This is a genomic window from Mucilaginibacter roseus (assembly GCF_021215455.1).
GTDB lineage: Bacteria > Bacteroidota > Bacteroidia > Sphingobacteriales > Sphingobacteriaceae > Mucilaginibacter > Mucilaginibacter roseus.
Genome location: NZ_JAJPWV010000005.1, coordinates 64,170 through 78,747, shown reverse-complemented (window position 1 = coordinate 78,747; position 14,578 = coordinate 64,170). Strand labels below are relative to the sequence as shown.

At 43.1% G+C, this 14,578-nt stretch carries 14 protein-coding genes; 7 read left to right on the top strand and 7 right to left on the bottom strand.

From position 1 onward, the window contains the following. Nucleotides 1-194: 194 nt before the first annotated feature. The 3 genes from msrB to LT679_RS15585 all read left to right on the top strand — a co-directional run bounded on the left by msrB (nucleotide 195) and on the right by LT679_RS15585 (nucleotide 3,871). Nucleotides 195-707, top strand: a complete 513-nt coding sequence (gene msrB, locus LT679_RS15595) for a peptide-methionine (R)-S-oxide reductase MsrB (RefSeq protein ID WP_232178565.1) — start codon at nucleotides 195-197, stop codon at nucleotides 705-707. Between the two features lie 76 nt (nucleotides 708-783). Then, nucleotides 784-2,862 (top strand): CehA/McbA family metallohydrolase domain-containing protein, encoded by a 2,079-nt coding sequence (locus tag LT679_RS15590; protein WP_232178564.1) that lies wholly within the window; start codon nucleotides 784-786, stop codon nucleotides 2,860-2,862. Between the two features lie 100 nt (nucleotides 2,863-2,962). Then, nucleotides 2,963-3,871 carry a metallophosphoesterase family protein gene (locus tag LT679_RS15585; RefSeq protein WP_232178562.1) on the top strand — a complete coding sequence of 303 codons (909 nt, stop codon included), beginning with the start codon at nucleotides 2,963-2,965 and terminating at the stop codon, nucleotides 3,869-3,871. A gap of 57 nt (nucleotides 3,872-3,928) precedes the next feature. Here the strand turns inward: LT679_RS15585 and LT679_RS15580 are convergent, their stop codons facing one another. Beyond that, a complete protein-coding gene (locus tag LT679_RS15580; protein ID WP_232178560.1) occupies nucleotides 3,929-4,777 on the bottom strand; it encodes a family 16 glycosylhydrolase in 849 nt (282 codons plus the stop codon). Between the two features lie 118 nt (nucleotides 4,778-4,895). On the opposite strand from LT679_RS15580, the gene LT679_RS15575 reads away from it, so the two are divergent. Together LT679_RS15575 and LT679_RS15570 are read left to right on the top strand one after the other, a co-directional pair. Next, complete coding sequence (locus tag LT679_RS15575) at nucleotides 4,896-6,707, top strand: M14 family zinc carboxypeptidase (protein ID WP_232178559.1); 1,812 nt, start codon at nucleotides 4,896-4,898, stop codon at nucleotides 6,705-6,707. A 165-nt stretch (nucleotides 6,708-6,872) separates the two neighbouring features. Further along, the gene (locus tag LT679_RS15570; protein WP_232178557.1) at nucleotides 6,873-7,223 is read left to right on the top strand and encodes an RNA recognition motif domain-containing protein; all 351 of its coding nucleotides are present in this window, start codon (nucleotides 6,873-6,875) and stop codon (nucleotides 7,221-7,223) included. 253 nt (nucleotides 7,224-7,476) lie between these two features. Here LT679_RS15570 and LT679_RS15565 read toward each other — a convergent pair whose 3' ends face one another. From LT679_RS15565 to scpB, 3 genes are all read right to left on the bottom strand, one after another. Then, on the bottom strand, nucleotides 7,477-8,328 hold the full coding sequence (locus LT679_RS15565) for a ThuA domain-containing protein (protein WP_232178555.1): 852 nt from the start codon (nucleotides 8,326-8,328) through the stop codon (nucleotides 7,477-7,479). 122 nt (nucleotides 8,329-8,450) lie between these two features. Next, nucleotides 8,451-8,663 (bottom strand): hypothetical protein, encoded by a 213-nt coding sequence (locus tag LT679_RS15560; protein ID WP_232178553.1) that lies wholly within the window; start codon nucleotides 8,661-8,663, stop codon nucleotides 8,451-8,453. Between the two features lie 118 nt (nucleotides 8,664-8,781). Further along, nucleotides 8,782-9,342: an SMC-Scp complex subunit ScpB gene (scpB, locus tag LT679_RS15555; protein ID WP_232178551.1), complete on the bottom strand. Its 561-nt coding sequence runs from the start codon at nucleotides 9,340-9,342 to the stop codon at nucleotides 8,782-8,784. A gap of 115 nt (nucleotides 9,343-9,457) precedes the next feature. Between scpB and LT679_RS15550 the strand changes: the two genes are divergently transcribed. Both LT679_RS15550 and LT679_RS15545 read left to right on the top strand, forming a co-directional pair. Then, nucleotides 9,458-10,162 carry a ferritin-like domain-containing protein gene (locus LT679_RS15550; protein WP_232178549.1) on the top strand — a complete coding sequence of 235 codons (705 nt, stop codon included), beginning with the start codon at nucleotides 9,458-9,460 and terminating at the stop codon, nucleotides 10,160-10,162. Between the two features lie 11 nt (nucleotides 10,163-10,173). Then, complete coding sequence (locus LT679_RS15545) at nucleotides 10,174-11,022, top strand: ferritin-like domain-containing protein (RefSeq protein ID WP_232178547.1); 849 nt, start codon at nucleotides 10,174-10,176, stop codon at nucleotides 11,020-11,022. Between the two features lie 70 nt (nucleotides 11,023-11,092). On the opposite strand, the gene mqnC is transcribed toward LT679_RS15545, so the two are convergent. The 3 genes from mqnC to LT679_RS15530 form a co-directional block, all read right to left on the bottom strand. Further along, nucleotides 11,093-12,217 carry a cyclic dehypoxanthinyl futalosine synthase gene (gene mqnC / locus LT679_RS15540; protein WP_232178545.1) on the bottom strand — a complete coding sequence of 375 codons (1,125 nt, stop codon included), beginning with the start codon at nucleotides 12,215-12,217 and terminating at the stop codon, nucleotides 11,093-11,095. Between the two features lie 70 nt (nucleotides 12,218-12,287). After that, nucleotides 12,288-12,977 carry an SH3 domain-containing protein gene (locus LT679_RS15535; RefSeq protein ID WP_232178544.1) on the bottom strand — a complete coding sequence of 230 codons (690 nt, stop codon included), beginning with the start codon at nucleotides 12,975-12,977 and terminating at the stop codon, nucleotides 12,288-12,290. 10 nt (nucleotides 12,978-12,987) lie between these two features. After that, a complete protein-coding gene (locus LT679_RS15530) occupies nucleotides 12,988-14,490 on the bottom strand; it encodes an ATP-binding cassette domain-containing protein (RefSeq protein WP_232178542.1) in 1,503 nt (500 codons plus the stop codon). Nucleotides 14,491-14,578: the final 88 nt, after the last annotated feature.

Here is a 14,578-nt window from a genome sequence, read left to right as displayed (position 1 = left end):
TTAGTACGAGGTGTAATTCAACAGTCGTGCCACATCCTTTATGTCAGTTATTAGCGCCATCTTGGCGGATAGGATTAATGTATTGTCATTCAAATATCAAATGCATATTTGGCGACATCTGTTTACTAAAGCTTATCGTTTATACAATTACAAAGTGTTCTACTTGTGCGTTTAATCAAACACGAAACTATTTTATGAAATTAACCATCATTTTATTCCTGCTTACCCTGGGCGTTGGTGCATCCGCCCAAAACATAAAAAGTGAAAAGGGACATGAAAACAACCCGTATTACTCAAATACAGATACTAAAAAGCTAAAGGTAAGTAATGCCCAATGGAAGAAAATTTTACCAACCGAGTTGTATAAGGTGGCGCGCGAAGCGGCAACGGAACGCGCATTCACCGGTAAATATTGGAATGCCACAGCAAAGGGAACCTACTACTGCGCGGTGTGCGGCAACAAGCTTTTCCGGTCCGACGCTAAATTTGCCAGCGAATGTGGCTGGCCCAGTTTTTTTGAACCGGTTAGGAAGAACAGCGTAACCTATGTTGAGGACAATTCCATAGGTATGGAGCGTATTGAAGTTAAATGCGCCCGTTGCGATTCGCACCTGGGGCATATTTTTGATGATGGCCCACCGCCGACACACAAACGCTATTGTATGAACTCGATTTCCCTGGATTTTCAGCCCGATAACGCTTTATAACATTTTTGTTAGCTTAGTTCAATTGGCTTGGGTTTGCGCAGAAAATTATATCTTGCCCCCAACCAATTGAATAACTATGCGAAAAGCACTACTACTTGTGTTGTGGCTATGCCCTGCGCTGCTTAATGCCCAAAACCCTGTAAACTTTAAAGAATTTAGTAAAACCGGACCGGTTAAGGCTACCGTTAAAAATGATGTATTAACGCTTAACTGGCCTGCCGGCAATAATCAAAAAGGGGTACTGCTACTTGATCTGAAAGTGGGTTCCCCTTTATTTAAAAGTATGCAGGTTGCACAGGGTAATACTTACAAAGAGGTGAGCAGTAATCTTGATCCGGCATTTGTTCTGACCGTTGGTAAACGCGACCTGATATCGCAAAATGGCTGGAACATATTTTTTGATAAGGTACCACAAAAGCCGCATCAATCATACGCGGTTAAATTTGAAAAGGGCGGTGCCAGTGTAAGCACCACCGGATCAAGAACCGTGGTGAGGCTTGGTAGGGTAAGTGCCGCATCCTTCAACGGAGCAATTGAAATTACGCTGTATAATGGCTCGCCGCTGGTAAATATAGCGGCCGTTATGTCAACTGCTGCCGACTCAACCGCTATTGTATATGATGCCGGGTTGGTAAGCCAATCACCTGCTTGGAAAAATGTTGCGTGGTCATCAACCGAAAATAAGCTACAAACTACCGCTGTTAATGCAGGTGATGCAAGCCGTAACCTCGCCGTAAAATACCGCACCATTATAGCTGAAGGCAAGGCCGGTAATATGGCCGTTTTTCCGGCACCGCACCAATATTTTTACCCGTTGGATGAAGCTTTTAACTTGAAATTTGTGTGGCACGGTAGTAACTATCGTAGCCTATTGCCCGGCTACGGTATAGGAATACGGCAGGAGTTAGAGGGCGATAAGCGTTTTGTGCCCTGGTTTAACGCTCCGCCCAACACACAGCAGCGGTTAAACTTTTTTATTCTGCTGAGTGCAGGCTCACCTGCTGCTACGCTTGCTGAAGTTAAGAAGTTTACGCACAACGATGTTTATCCCAAAGTGGCAGGATATAAGACCTTGTCGAGCCATTTTCATAATGAATTTATCATGAATGTGGTGCGGAAGGGCAAGCCGGTGCCTGATAGCCCGAACTTTGTTAAGGTGTTTAAAAATACCGGTATAGATATTATTCACCTGGCCGAATTTCATTACACGGCACATCCAAAAGGGCCCGATAGTCTTCGTTTGCCTGAGTTAAAGGCACTGCATGATATTTGTGCCCGTTTCTCCAACAATAAATTTTTATTACTGCCGGGCGAAGAGCCTAACGAATTTTTAGGCGGGCACTGGCTGTCGTTCTTCCCCAAACCGGTTTACTGGATAATGTCGCGCAACCCGGATCAGCCTTTTGTGAGCGAAGTGCCGGGCTACGGCAAGGTTTACCATATAGGCGATAAAGAAGACATGCTCAAGCTGATGGAAGCTGAAAATGGCCTGATGTGGACGGCTCACCCGCGTACCAAAGGTTCAACCGGATACCCGGATAAGTATAAGAACGAAAAGTTCTTTTTGTCTGACCATTTTATGGGCGGGGCTTGGAAGCATATTCCGGCTGATCTCTCAAAACCCCGCTTCGGCGACCGCGTATTCGAGTTACTGGATGACATGAATAACTGGGGACTAAAAAAACACATTATAGCCGAAGCTGATTTATTTACGGTTGAACCTGAGAATGAAATGTATGCCCACCTTAATGTGAATTACCTGAAGATGGATAAACTACCTGACTATAAAAATGGCTGGCAACCGGTTTTAAATACCATAAAGCAGGGTGAATTCTTTACTTCTACGGGGGAGATCATGCTGCCTCAATTCAGTGTAAACGGCACTCCATCCGGCGGAACGTTAAAGCTGCCCGCAAACGGCAAGGTAACTGTGGACGCGCAAATAAACTGGACCTTCCCGCTTAGCTTTGCGGAGATAATTTCGGGCGATGGCAGCAAGGTTTATCGTCATCGTATAGAGTTGAACAGCACACAGGCTTTCGGCAATAAAAAATTCAGCTGGCCGGTTGACTTGAAAGGCCGCAAGTGGATGAGGCTTGAGGTTTGGGACGCTGCCGTGAACGGTGCTTTTACGCAGACGGTTTACTTGCAGTAATACCGCGCAATTAGCGTATTTAACTATTTCATAACATGCATTATCTCGCAAACAGCTCATACGATTATAGCTTTGCCGTGCAGCTATACTCATATCTATCATGCAAAGAAGATCCGTATTAAAAACCCTCGGCGCTGCATTAGTAGCGCCATCCATAACGTCGGCTTCGCCAACCCAAGCACGTAGGCGTGTGCTGCGCGTTGCGCACTTAACTGATGTGCATTTAAAGAATGAGTTAAGTGCACCCGCAAAGTTTGCCAAATGCCTGCATCATGTACAGCAGCAAACGCCACGGGTGGATATGGTTCTTAATGGCGGCGACATCGTTTTTGATATGAACAAAGAAAACATGGACACCATTAACGCGCAATGGAAGCTTTACAAGGATATTCTGAAAAGTGATTGCAGCCTGCCGGTGACTTATTGCCTGGGTAACCATGATATATGGTGGGCCGAAAACAACAACGGGCAGGCGGTTTACGGCAAGCAATATGCTATGGATCAATTACAGCTGAGTAAGCCATACTACAGCATGATAAAAAACGGCTGGAAAATTATTGTGCTGGATAGTGTGAACCTGGATATTGATGGCACCTGGTACATCGGTAAATTGGGCGACGTGCAATTTAGCTGGCTGGAGCAGGAACTCAAAAATACCGACAGCAAAACACCTGTCCTTATCATGTCGCACATCCCCATATTAACGGCAACTAACCTCATTGAAGATGATATTGTAAATCGCTGGCAAATGTATGGCGGGGATATGCACACCGATGTATCAAAGATCATTAAGCTCTTTTATCAGCACCCAAACGTGAAGTTATGCCTTAGTGGACACATTCATCTGCGTGAGCGCCTGGAATATAATAACGTAACTTATATATGCGACGGCGCCGTAAGTGGTGCCTGGTGGAATGGCAACCGCCGCGAAACCGCGCCGGGTTATGGTTTAATAGATTTGTTTGATGATGGCACCTTTGAAGAGCACTACGTAAATTATAATTCATAATCAGCGGGGGAGCGTATTTAAACGCCCCCTGCTGTTTAATAGGGGCTCTTGAATTTTTTAGCCCGCCACCGTACGGCCAACGTAAACGTTTTTAGCTTTATAATAAGTATTAGTTGTAGGGCCGTTTGAGCCGGATGAACCCTCCATCTGCAGGTTGATGATGATCCACATAGGTTTACCCACAAAGTTGCCACGGTGAACGGCCTTCCAAACACCATCAAGGTAATAATGTATGTCCACCTCGGTGGCGTTTACTTTGGTTATCCAGGCGCGGTATGTATGCCAGTTACCGGGTGATGACACGTTAACTATGGTTGACGATACATCACTCGAAGTACGAAAAGTATTGAACCAATTTTGAGCGTTGCCTTTAAATTCCAGTATATCGCTCTCCGGTGGCCATGAATTTACGGCAGTCAGCCAAAATGCCGGCCACGTACCGGCCGATGATGGCGCCTGGAAATCACCCTTAATTTCGTAATTCGGATATTGGTCGTTAACCAATACCTGATGTTTGGCATGTACCGCACCTGAATGATAGCGAATGGGCAGATGTGGTACAGATGTGCTTGTGCCTTCATCCCAGTTAATGCGCGTTGCTAATAAGGTGAGTTCGCTATTAGCTAAGGAAATGTGGTTGTGATCGGTCGGGCTGCCATACATGCGTGCTGTGCCGTTATGGTCCGATCCCCAAGGGTAAAGGTAGTTCCACTGCGCTTCAAAAGCAGTGTAATCTGCAAAGCTTGATCCGTCGATAACCGTTTGCCAGGTATCAGCAGCGCGTTTTTCTTTTTCCTTAGCGTCAGGTCCTGATTGATCCCGTTTCTGGGCTACATCTGTCTTACACGAAAATAAAAACACAATTGCGGTTAACGCCAGACAAAGGCGAAGATTTGATTGTTTCATAGCACTGAAAGTTAGGTCTTAATAATTAGTTAAACCAAATTTACGCAGCGGTTTAAAATTAATGCGGGGGTAAATGCATAATTCATACGGGGTAAATTTAAATCAGAGCAAATGATACGTGTATGTTACCAAACGTGTTTGGAAGAATTACCCATACCAGCTTACCTTTACGGTCATGATATTTCCGCTTACAAAAATATATCTGACTGCCCTATATAGCATTGTGTTGTTGTTATTATCACTAACATCTTTTGCTCAGCTTACACCGTTTGAAAAAAGCAGCAATAAAAACTACACAGCCACCTATGCTGAAGTAATGGCTTATTATCAGGTTCTTGCAAAGCAATATCCTCAGCAAATGCGCTTATTTAATTATGGAAGTACTGATGTAGGTAAACCGCTAACCTTGGTGGTACTCTCCAAAGGCGGCGTTTTTGATCCGGCTGTTATAAAAAAGCAAAATAAGCGCGTGCTGCTTATCAACAACGGTATACACCCGGGCGAGCCTGAGGGTATTGACGCCAGCATGATGCTCGCCCGCGATCTGCTAAAGAATAAGAAATTGCCGGATGATGTTGTCTTGTGCTTTATTGCTTTGTACAATATCGATGGCAGCCTGAACAGGGGAGTATCTCGTATCAGTCAAAATGGGCCTGTCGCTTATGGTTTCAGGGGTAACTACCGTAACCTCGACTTAAACCGTGATTTTATTAAGGCCGATAGCCGCAATGCCTTGGCGTTCACGCAAATATTTAATACCTGGCAACCGGAAGTGCTGCTTGATAATCACGCAAGTAATGGTGCTGATTACCAGTATGTGATGACGCTTATTGAAACCCAAAAGGATAAGCAGAATCCGATTTTGGCAGATTATACATCTAAGACTTTGTCACCGGAATTATATAAACGCATGGCAGCGGGCGGGTACGAGATGACGCCATATGTAGAAAGCATGAAAGAAACACCCGACTCCGGAATTGTAGCTTTTTTAGAAACGCCACGGTTTTCAACAGGATACGGCGCGCAGCATAACGTTATCAGTTACATGACGGAGACACACATGCTTAAATCCTACGAAAAGAAAGTTTACGCCACATATACGTTTATGCAGAGCCTGATAACTATTTGCCAGCGTGACGCTAACAAGATAGGAGCATTGAAACGAGAGGCAGATTCAGCCGTTGTGAAACAGCAAAGCTTTGCGCTCAATTGGGCGCTCGACGTGGATAAATTTGAAATGATAACGTTTAAAGGTTTTGAGGCCGGGCATAAACCAAGCGATATCAGCGGTTTGCCAAGATTGTATTATGACAGGAGTAAGCCCTTTGCCAAGCAAATAAAATACTATAATACATATAAAGCCACCACTATAGTAAATAAGCCGGTTGCTTATGTAATCCCGCAAGCCTGGGGTAAAGTGATTGATCTTTTTAAGTTGAATAAGGTTGTAATGAAGCAGTTGCCGCATGACACAAATTTAACGGTGCAAACCTATTATATAGCCGATTATAAAACGCGCCCTAAACCTTATGAGGGTCATTATTTGCATTATGATGTCTCACTTAAAACAATTAATAACAACAGAGTGAAATTTTATAAAGGCGATTACCTGGTTTATACCAATCAGCCGGTTAACCGTTATATTGTTGAAACGCTGGAACCACAAGGTGTTGATTCATTTTTTGCATGGGGATTTTTTGATTCGATGTTGGGGCAAAAAGAACACTTCTCTGATTATGTTTTTGAGGACATTGCTGCCCAATACCTTAAAACACATCCTGATTTACAGAAAAAACTGGATTCGGCAAAGGTAGCTCAACCTAAAATAGCACAAAGTGCCGCCGCGCAGCTGGAATTTATTTATCAAAACTCACCTTTTTTCGAACAAACTTATTTACGTTACCCAATAGGCCGGCTGTTAGCGCGTTAAACACAGCGAAATACCGTTTGCTTATGTCAGCGTTGTATAATATTCACTGCAAATAGTGTATATTTTACACTGCTTGATTTATTTTCGCCTTTGATTGAATAATAAACGTAGCCAAAAAATTAAATGGCATACTTTTCGTTGTAAATTTTATTCAACACAGTGAACATGACGAAACTTTTTATCGTGGGTATTCCCCGCGACATGGACGAGGCAGAACTTGCTGAGATATGCCATCAGTATGGCCATGTAGTATCAGTAAAAATTATTACCGATATAGAGAGTGGCCAGAGCAAAGGCTACGGATTTATCAATATGGTTGACGAATTAAGTGCAGCCGCATTAATAAAAGCGCTTGATGGCGGTAGTATTGATGATCGTACTATTAGCGTTCGCCTTGCCGACAGGCAGCAGCCACAACAACAGCCGCAGGTAAGGCGTAAGCCGGTGCGCCCGGCAGGATATTCAATTGATGCAGTATCTGAACGTCGCGGTAAACGCCCAAGAAAAGCATCTTGATCAACTTTCGCAGATTGTATTTTTTGATGACATGAAACACTGTGCGCATTCATTTATTTTTGGCGCGTCGGGCTTAAGTCATCAAACATTTACGGGATAATTTGTTCTTACTTCAAAATTTTGATTGAACTATTTAACAATCTAATCAAAAAGTTTCCCAAGATTTTATTGCATGATAGTTCAATTGCGAGAATGCTTCATAATGCGAAATTCGCTCAAACAGCAAATTTACGGGATGACGCATGATATTGTTTTATTGAATTGGGTGCCTGCCGCCAAGCCACATTAAACCGTTTACTATCAAACGGTTTTCAACGTCGCCATCAAAGGTGTGCGATAGCGTTTCATTGGTGCCATGCTCGTAGTCCATATCATTATGGCCCATGTTAAAGTATAGCATTTTGTACTTGGTATTGGTCCATACTACAGGGTAATAACCGCTGTGCCATATTTCTTCGGGCTTTGGCCCGGTGCCGAGCGGGAAGCTACAGCTGTCTATAGAGCATAGTATGCGTATATCTTTATTCTGACGCAGATCTTTTTCCCAGCGATACCACTCATTAGGCGTTGCCCTGAATAATACAGGCATCCCTTTGGTAACCGGGTGGTTTCTGTCCTCAACCTTTATACTGGCAGATGTTGGCCGCCATGTATTGCTTATATAACTGCCCGAACCTAAAAATTCATTGTGATACCAATCCCAGTTTTGCGGATAATCAGAAGGGGTGAGCGCGAATGCCGAAAAATGAAAACCCATCCAACCGCCGCCGTTGCGCATATAATTTTCGAAAGCATCACGTTGCGCTTTAACTTCGGGGCGGCTGTCTAAAAATAAAATTACCTTGTATTTAGCAAGATTTTTAGCGTTGAGTTTAGTCCAGTCATTTGTGGCTTCGTAAGTAAAATGGTTTTGAGAGGCTACCTGTGTAAACCATTTATTAGCCTCATTTACAAAGCTGATGTGCGCGGCATCCTTTTTAGCACTGTAAAAAGCCAACACTTTAAAAGGTGATTGTATTTTTTGTGCAAAGCCCACAGTGCTGAAAATTAACAGCACCGATAATATGATCAACCTCAAATTCAACCTGTAAAATGTAATATTCATAAGTAAGTACCTGATGCCGGCGTTAAGCAGGCATTAAAATTAAACCGGTTACCCGTTGTGCCTAAGGTACGGTTTTTACAAACAAAAAAAGCATTCAGTTAAGGTGAATGCTTGTTGGGATGTTAGTATTTATAATCGTCGTCGTCGTCATCATAGCTGTTGCCTAACGAGTCATAATCAAGTTCGTCCAGCGGCGTATCAAACTCGTCATCATCGTCATCGTCAATAAACCTTTTCTGCGGCTTGTTACTATCAGCCAGTCCGCTTGATTTTTTAGCGCCGGTGCTTTTAGAGGCAGCAGGCTTTTTATTCACTGGTTTCTTTGGCGTTCCCATACAAACAATCGGTAATATTAATTCAAATAAGTTATTAGCTATCGGCTATTTAATCAGGGTTAAATTGCGTTCAGTAAAAATAACGAAAATCCATTTTTTTATAAAAAAAACCGAAAATTTATTCCGTAGCCTCTCCTATGGCTGAAGCTTCGCTGCTAAGTTCTTTTATCTGAGGTAATTCATCGGCCGAGTTTATTCCAAAGTAATCCATAAAAAGCGGGCTGGTGCCATACAATATTGGCCTACCTATAGCTTCAGACTTTCCTGCAATGGTGATTAATTCCTTTTCCAGTAACTTTTGTATGGAGTAGTCACAGTTTACGCCTCGTATTTGCTCCACCTCGGTTTTTGTAACAGGTTGTTTGTAGGCAATAATGGCAAGTGTTTCCATGGCTGCCTGGCTCAATTTTTTCTTGGCGCGCTGTGCCTGCAGTAGTCCTACAACCGCGTGGAATTGCTTTTTTGTTAAAAACTGGTATCCATTATTAAGTTTCACCAATTCGATAGCAAAGCTATCCTGACTATACTTTTTGTGTATGTTCTCAATATGGCTTAAAACGGTTTTTTCATCAAAATCCTGTTCAAAAGCACTTTGTAAGCAGTAAATTATCTCCTCAAACCGCAGGCTTTGTTCTGATGAAAATATCAACGCTTCTATATAAAGTTCAGTTTTATCCATCCTAAAAACTTGATGATACTCCTTTCAGTTGTGATTATATTTAGCGGCAAGCAAAACCGTTAACATCAAAAACAGGTATGTACAATTATAAACCAAATATTTTACAATCAGTATTATGAAAACAGAAACACAAAATCCTTATAATGCAAATATGGCAAGGCGGGCCTTTTTGCGTTATGCCGGGGCAAGTACTGCTGTTGCCGGAATTATGGCGATGCAGAGTTGCTCTAAAGACAACAGTGCCTACGAGGAAGACGGCAGCGGTGGCGGAAGCGGCACAGTTGACGTAGGATCGGGTGATACCGGTATATTGAATTATGCTTATGCACTTGAACAGCTTGAAGCTGCCTTTTACATCCAGGTAGTAAACTCTTTCGCGGCAGATTTCACATCAGACGAAAGAGCGTTGTTTACCGACATTCGCGACCATGAAGTATCTCACCGCGAATTTTTTAAAGCAGCACTTGGTTCAGGCGCTATAAAAGGCCTTACTCCTGATTTTAGCAAAATTGATTTTAGTAGCCGTACCAGCGTATTAAATGCAGCAAAAACTTTCGAAGATTTAGGTGTAGCAGCGTATGACGGTGTTGCAGCTAAGATTCAAAATCCGGATTACCTGGTTATAGCAGGTAAAATTGTTTCTGTCGAGGCGCGTCATGCGGCTGTTATTAGCAACATCCGTTCACAGGGCAGTTTTGTTGATACCGACCAGGTTGATGGCTCAACAGGTTTAAACATAACCTTAGGCCCAACAAAAGTAGTTGCCGCGGCTAACCTTTACCTGAAGACAAAGATCAGTGCAAAAAGCTTTAACTTTTAACAACAGCTACCATGAACTTATTTAACATTATTGAAGATATAGAAAAGATTGACCCAGAGCTGGGCGATCGTATCAATCCGCGCCGTAACGTAATCAAAAATATGGCGAGCTTCGGTTCAAAGGTGGCTGTTGCTGCCCTTCCGTTTGCTTTCAGCACTTTGCTTAAAAAAGCGTATGGCCAAACCTTGCCTACATCAGTTGTTGAGGTGTTAAATTATGCATTAACACTTGAGTACCTCGAGGCAGAGTTTTACAACCAGGGCAGGGCACAGGCCAATCTGATTCCCGCGGCCGATAAATCAGCTTACTTTGATAAAATATCACGTGATGAGAATAATCACGTTACGTTTTTACAGAAAGCTTTGGGTTCATCAGCAACGCCAAAAAGTGCTTTTACTTTTGACCTTACAGCAAACGGCACCTTTGCCGATGTATTAACTAATTACGATACCTTCCTGAAAGTATCTGTAGCGTTTGAAGATACCGGTGTGCGTGCTTACAAGGGACAAGTAACTGCTTTACAAAGCGTGCCAGATATTTTAACGGCAGCTGTATCTATACACGCTGTTGAGGCACGCCACGCAGCAATTGCGCGTTACGTATTAAACAAAAAATTAAACCTTGGCCTTAAACCGTGGATTGTAAGTACAACAACAGGTAATGACACGGGCATAGCCGCAGTAAACGGCAACTATGAAGGCGAGGACAATGTATCGCAAGGAGGGGTTGACCTGACTAAGTTACCAGCAACAGGTACCAGCACCAGCAAGGCATCAGTTACTGCCGCGTTTGATGAACCGCTTACCAAAAATGCTACGTTGGCATTATTAGTAGGGTCATTTATCAAACCAAAAAGCTAATACCAAGCTATATTAAGCAAAACGGGCCCGCTATATGCAGGCCCGTTTTGCTTTTATCTAAGTGATGACGTTAGTAGTCAATTACCTGTTCTTCTATTTGAACAGGCATTTCTCTCCACTCGTATTTTTGATTACGCAATTGCGGTTCAAACCCGGCTTCAATAATAGATTGCTGAATACCTTTCGCAGTAAAACGGTGCGGCGCACCCGCGGCTGATACAACGTTTTCTTCGATCATGATCGAGCCAAAATCGTTAGCGCCTGCATGCAGGCATAGTTGTGCAACCTGTTTACCCACCGTTAACCACGATGCCTGGATATTCTTAACATTAGGAAGCATTATACGGCTTAAGGCAATCATGCGGATGTATTCGTCGCCGCTAACATTGTTGGTTATGCCGCGCACTTTGCGCAGTAAGGTACCATCATCCTGAAAAGGCCATGGTATAAAGGCCGTGAAGCCGTAATGGCCTTCCGGTTTTTCAGACTGTACCTCGCGTATCCATACCAAGTGCTCAAAACGCTCCTCAATAGTTTCCACATGGCCAAACATCATGGTGGCTGAAGTTGGCAAATTTAACTTATGCGCTGCGCGCATTACATCCAGCCACTCTTTACCGCCGCATTTGCCTTTAGAAATCAGGCGGCGTACGCGGTCATTCAATATTTCGGCACCTGCGCCGGGTAATGAGTCTAAACCTGCTTCCTTCATCGCCTTCAAAACATCGTAATGGCTCATGCCCTCAAGTTTTGAAACGTGGGCAATTTCCGGCGGACCGAGTGAGTGTAACTTGAGCGTAGGGTAGAGCTCTTTTAACTGGCGAAACAATGTTGTATAAAATTCAAGGCCAAGATCAGGATGGTGACCGCCCTGTAACAGTAACTGATCGCCACCGTATTTAAATGTTTCCTCTATTTTGCGTTTGTAGGTTTCAATATCAGTTATGTAACTATCCTCGTGCCCGGGGCGACGGAAAAAATTACAGAACTTACAATTGGCAATACAAACGTTGGTAGTATTCACGTTACGGTCAATCTGCCAGGTAACTTTACCATGAGGCACCTGTATTTTGCGCAGTTGGTTAGCAACATGCATCAGCTCGGCAGTAGGGGCGTGGTGGTATAAGTAGACGCCTTCCTCCAAACTCAAAAAATCAAACTTCAGGGCGCGCTGTAACAGATCGGCTGTATTCATACAAGCAAATATACACACTAAATAATTTTAATATCTACAGAGTGCTAACATTGACAATGAGATGAAGTGGTTAAACCACTTGAATTGATCGTCGCTGATATTTATTGTTTTTGATTATCCAAATCACGAAGTATCCGCCGGCGCCGTCGCCATTTTCCATGATGATGTATAAGGTGCTTTTATTCGGCACGTAACAATTCAGACTTCTCAATGTTGGTTCGTATAAATCATTATAGGCACTTTTGGGGATGGCTATGTTTAAATGATTGATAAATACTTCCAACGACAGGATATGCCGTTTAGGGGCATTGCCGTCAGTTCCCCAAAAATGTTTATTATCAATCGTTACCAAAGCGTCGTTAATATATTCTGCTTTGTGTTTCTTCATATTAAATTTCGAGCTGTGAACTGAAACCGCAATACTATCATTGCCAATTATACGAGCATTGGGTTTAACTGATCTTATGCCTAATTTAGCAAGGTTACTAATCAACTTTACTCTACTTTTATGTATGTAGCCTCGTTTTGCTGTTACATCCGATTCGTCGCCTTTACTAAAATAAACCCCATACCAATCCTGTTTTAATTCTTCAATCCAAAATATTTCATCATCATTAATCCTTGCTATTATTTTAGCTTCTAATGATGGCTGTTTGCGGATATTTACAAAGCCATCTTTATCATTTATAATTGCAAAACTTTGCCCTAAACAAACAATTGTATTTAATAATAGTGAAAGGAGTAGAAACGCTTTTTTCATATAAAATTAATCAACTGACAACTTCACCCTTTTCCAACCGTAAAACCTTATCAACGCTATCCGGAATTTCATGCTGATAATGCGTAACATATATCAGGGTAACCGGTGTGTTGAGGCAAATTTGCTCAACTATACTTTTAAAGTTTTCCTGCTGATGGCTGTCAAGTCCCTGGCAAGGTTCGTCAAATATTAATAATGGCGGGTTTTTTACCAACGCGCGTGCCAGCAGGCAAAGCCGTTGTGCCGATGCAGGTATATTTTTAAGCAGGGTGCGGGCGTATTGATCTATCTCTAAAACTTTCATCCATTGCATGGCTTTTTGTTGGTATGCCGGGTTTGACGGCCGGAACAGGCCTAATGTATCATAATAACCCGATTCTACAACCTGCAAACAACTGTTATCCGCCGGAAAATACTGGTAAAACTCCGGGGATACATAACCGATAAGTTTTTTAATGTCCCAGATGCTTTCGCCGCTGCCGCGTTTCTTGTCAAATAATACGATATCGTTTGCGTAAGCCTGCGGATTATCCCCATTAATAAGGCTCAGCAATGTTGATTTGCCCGCCCCGTTTGGCCCCAGCAGCGCCCAGTGCTCACCGGGTTTAATTTGCCAGTTCACATTTTTTAGTACCTGGTTATTGCCGTACTTAATGTTGACATTGTGCATATTCACAATGTACTCGTACGGCGGAGCCTCCGTTTGCTTAGCAAGTGCAGCTATAGCGTTACCGTCAATAGCGGTTGATGTGTGAAAATTGTATTTACCGGCATCGAAGCTCTCGCGCGTACAGGTTTCAATTATAGCACCATCTTTAAGCACTGCCACGTGCGTTATAGCCGGCGGAATTTCATTCGGCGCAGCTGTGATGATAACCGATATGCCAGTTTCGGTGATTGTGCCTATAATATTATTGAACTCGTGCCGAGTATTTACATCGAGACCGGCCAGCGGGTTGTCCATCAGCATAAGTGCAGGGCTTTTAATTAGTGCCGATGCAATGCGCAGGCGCTTGGTTTCGCCGTTGGAGAGCATGATGAGCTTTTTATGGAGCAACGGTTGCAGGTTGAGCAAGCTGATAGCTTGATCTGTTGTGAAGCGCTCGCGGCCTTTTAGCGGCCGTATGTCTTGTAAGTATTCGGTTACGGTTGGAGCGTCCTCCGAGTCGGACGAATTAAAGCGCTGCTGATAATAAAAATCAGTGGTGTTTGAAAGGTTTTTGAAGTGATGCTTTGACTCGAGCAAGGTTATCAGCTGATGAAACGTGATATGGCTCTCTTCGGGATGCGACCGGATATACTTATCCCAAAAACCGTATCTAATAGTGCCATTGGTGATATTAAGCTTACCGGCAATGGTTTGCAGCAGGGCACTTTTTCCTGACCCGCTTGCGCCCACAAAAGCCCAGCTTTCGCCCTTTTGTATGGTTAGCGATAAGTTTTCAAATAACAGCTGGTTATATCCATGTACGCTTATATTATCAATCTTTAAAAAAATGTCTGTTACGTTCATCGGCGGCTAAAATAAACATATCGACCAATAAATAATACCGCTGAGCAAAAACATAGCGGGCAGCGCTTCTGTTAACAAATAAATAACA

Excerpts from the sequence above, each read along its gene's own strand:
- mqnC (WP_232178545.1), bottom strand. The coding sequence starts at position 12,217 with ATGAATACAGCCGATCTGTTACAGCGCGCCCTGAAGTTTGATTTTTTG.
- LT679_RS15550 (WP_232178549.1), top strand. The coding sequence starts at position 9,458 with ATGAAAACAGAAACACAAAATCCTTATAATGCAAATATGGCAAGGCGG.
- LT679_RS15560 (WP_232178553.1), bottom strand. The coding sequence starts at position 8,663 with ATGGGAACGCCAAAGAAACCAGTGAATAAAAAGCCTGCTGCCTCTAAA.
- LT679_RS15585 (WP_232178562.1), top strand. The coding sequence starts at position 2,963 with ATGCAAAGAAGATCCGTATTAAAAACCCTCGGCGCTGCATTAGTAGCG.
- scpB (WP_232178551.1), bottom strand. The coding sequence starts at position 9,342 with ATGGATAAAACTGAACTTTATATAGAAGCGTTGATATTTTCATCAGAA.
- msrB (WP_232178565.1), top strand. The coding sequence starts at position 195 with ATGAAATTAACCATCATTTTATTCCTGCTTACCCTGGGCGTTGGTGCA.
- LT679_RS15545 (WP_232178547.1), top strand. The coding sequence starts at position 10,174 with ATGAACTTATTTAACATTATTGAAGATATAGAAAAGATTGACCCAGAG.
- LT679_RS15590 (WP_232178564.1), top strand. The coding sequence starts at position 784 with ATGCGAAAAGCACTACTACTTGTGTTGTGGCTATGCCCTGCGCTGCTT.
- LT679_RS15535 (WP_232178544.1), bottom strand. The coding sequence starts at position 12,977 with ATGAAAAAAGCGTTTCTACTCCTTTCACTATTATTAAATACAATTGTT.
- LT679_RS15580 (WP_232178560.1), bottom strand. The coding sequence starts at position 4,777 with ATGAAACAATCAAATCTTCGCCTTTGTCTGGCGTTAACCGCAATTGTG.
- LT679_RS15530 (WP_232178542.1), bottom strand. The coding sequence starts at position 14,490 with ATGAACGTAACAGACATTTTTTTAAAGATTGATAATATAAGCGTACAT.
- LT679_RS15565 (WP_232178555.1), bottom strand. The coding sequence starts at position 8,328 with ATGAATATTACATTTTACAGGTTGAATTTGAGGTTGATCATATTATCG.
- LT679_RS15570 (WP_232178557.1), top strand. The coding sequence starts at position 6,873 with ATGACGAAACTTTTTATCGTGGGTATTCCCCGCGACATGGACGAGGCA.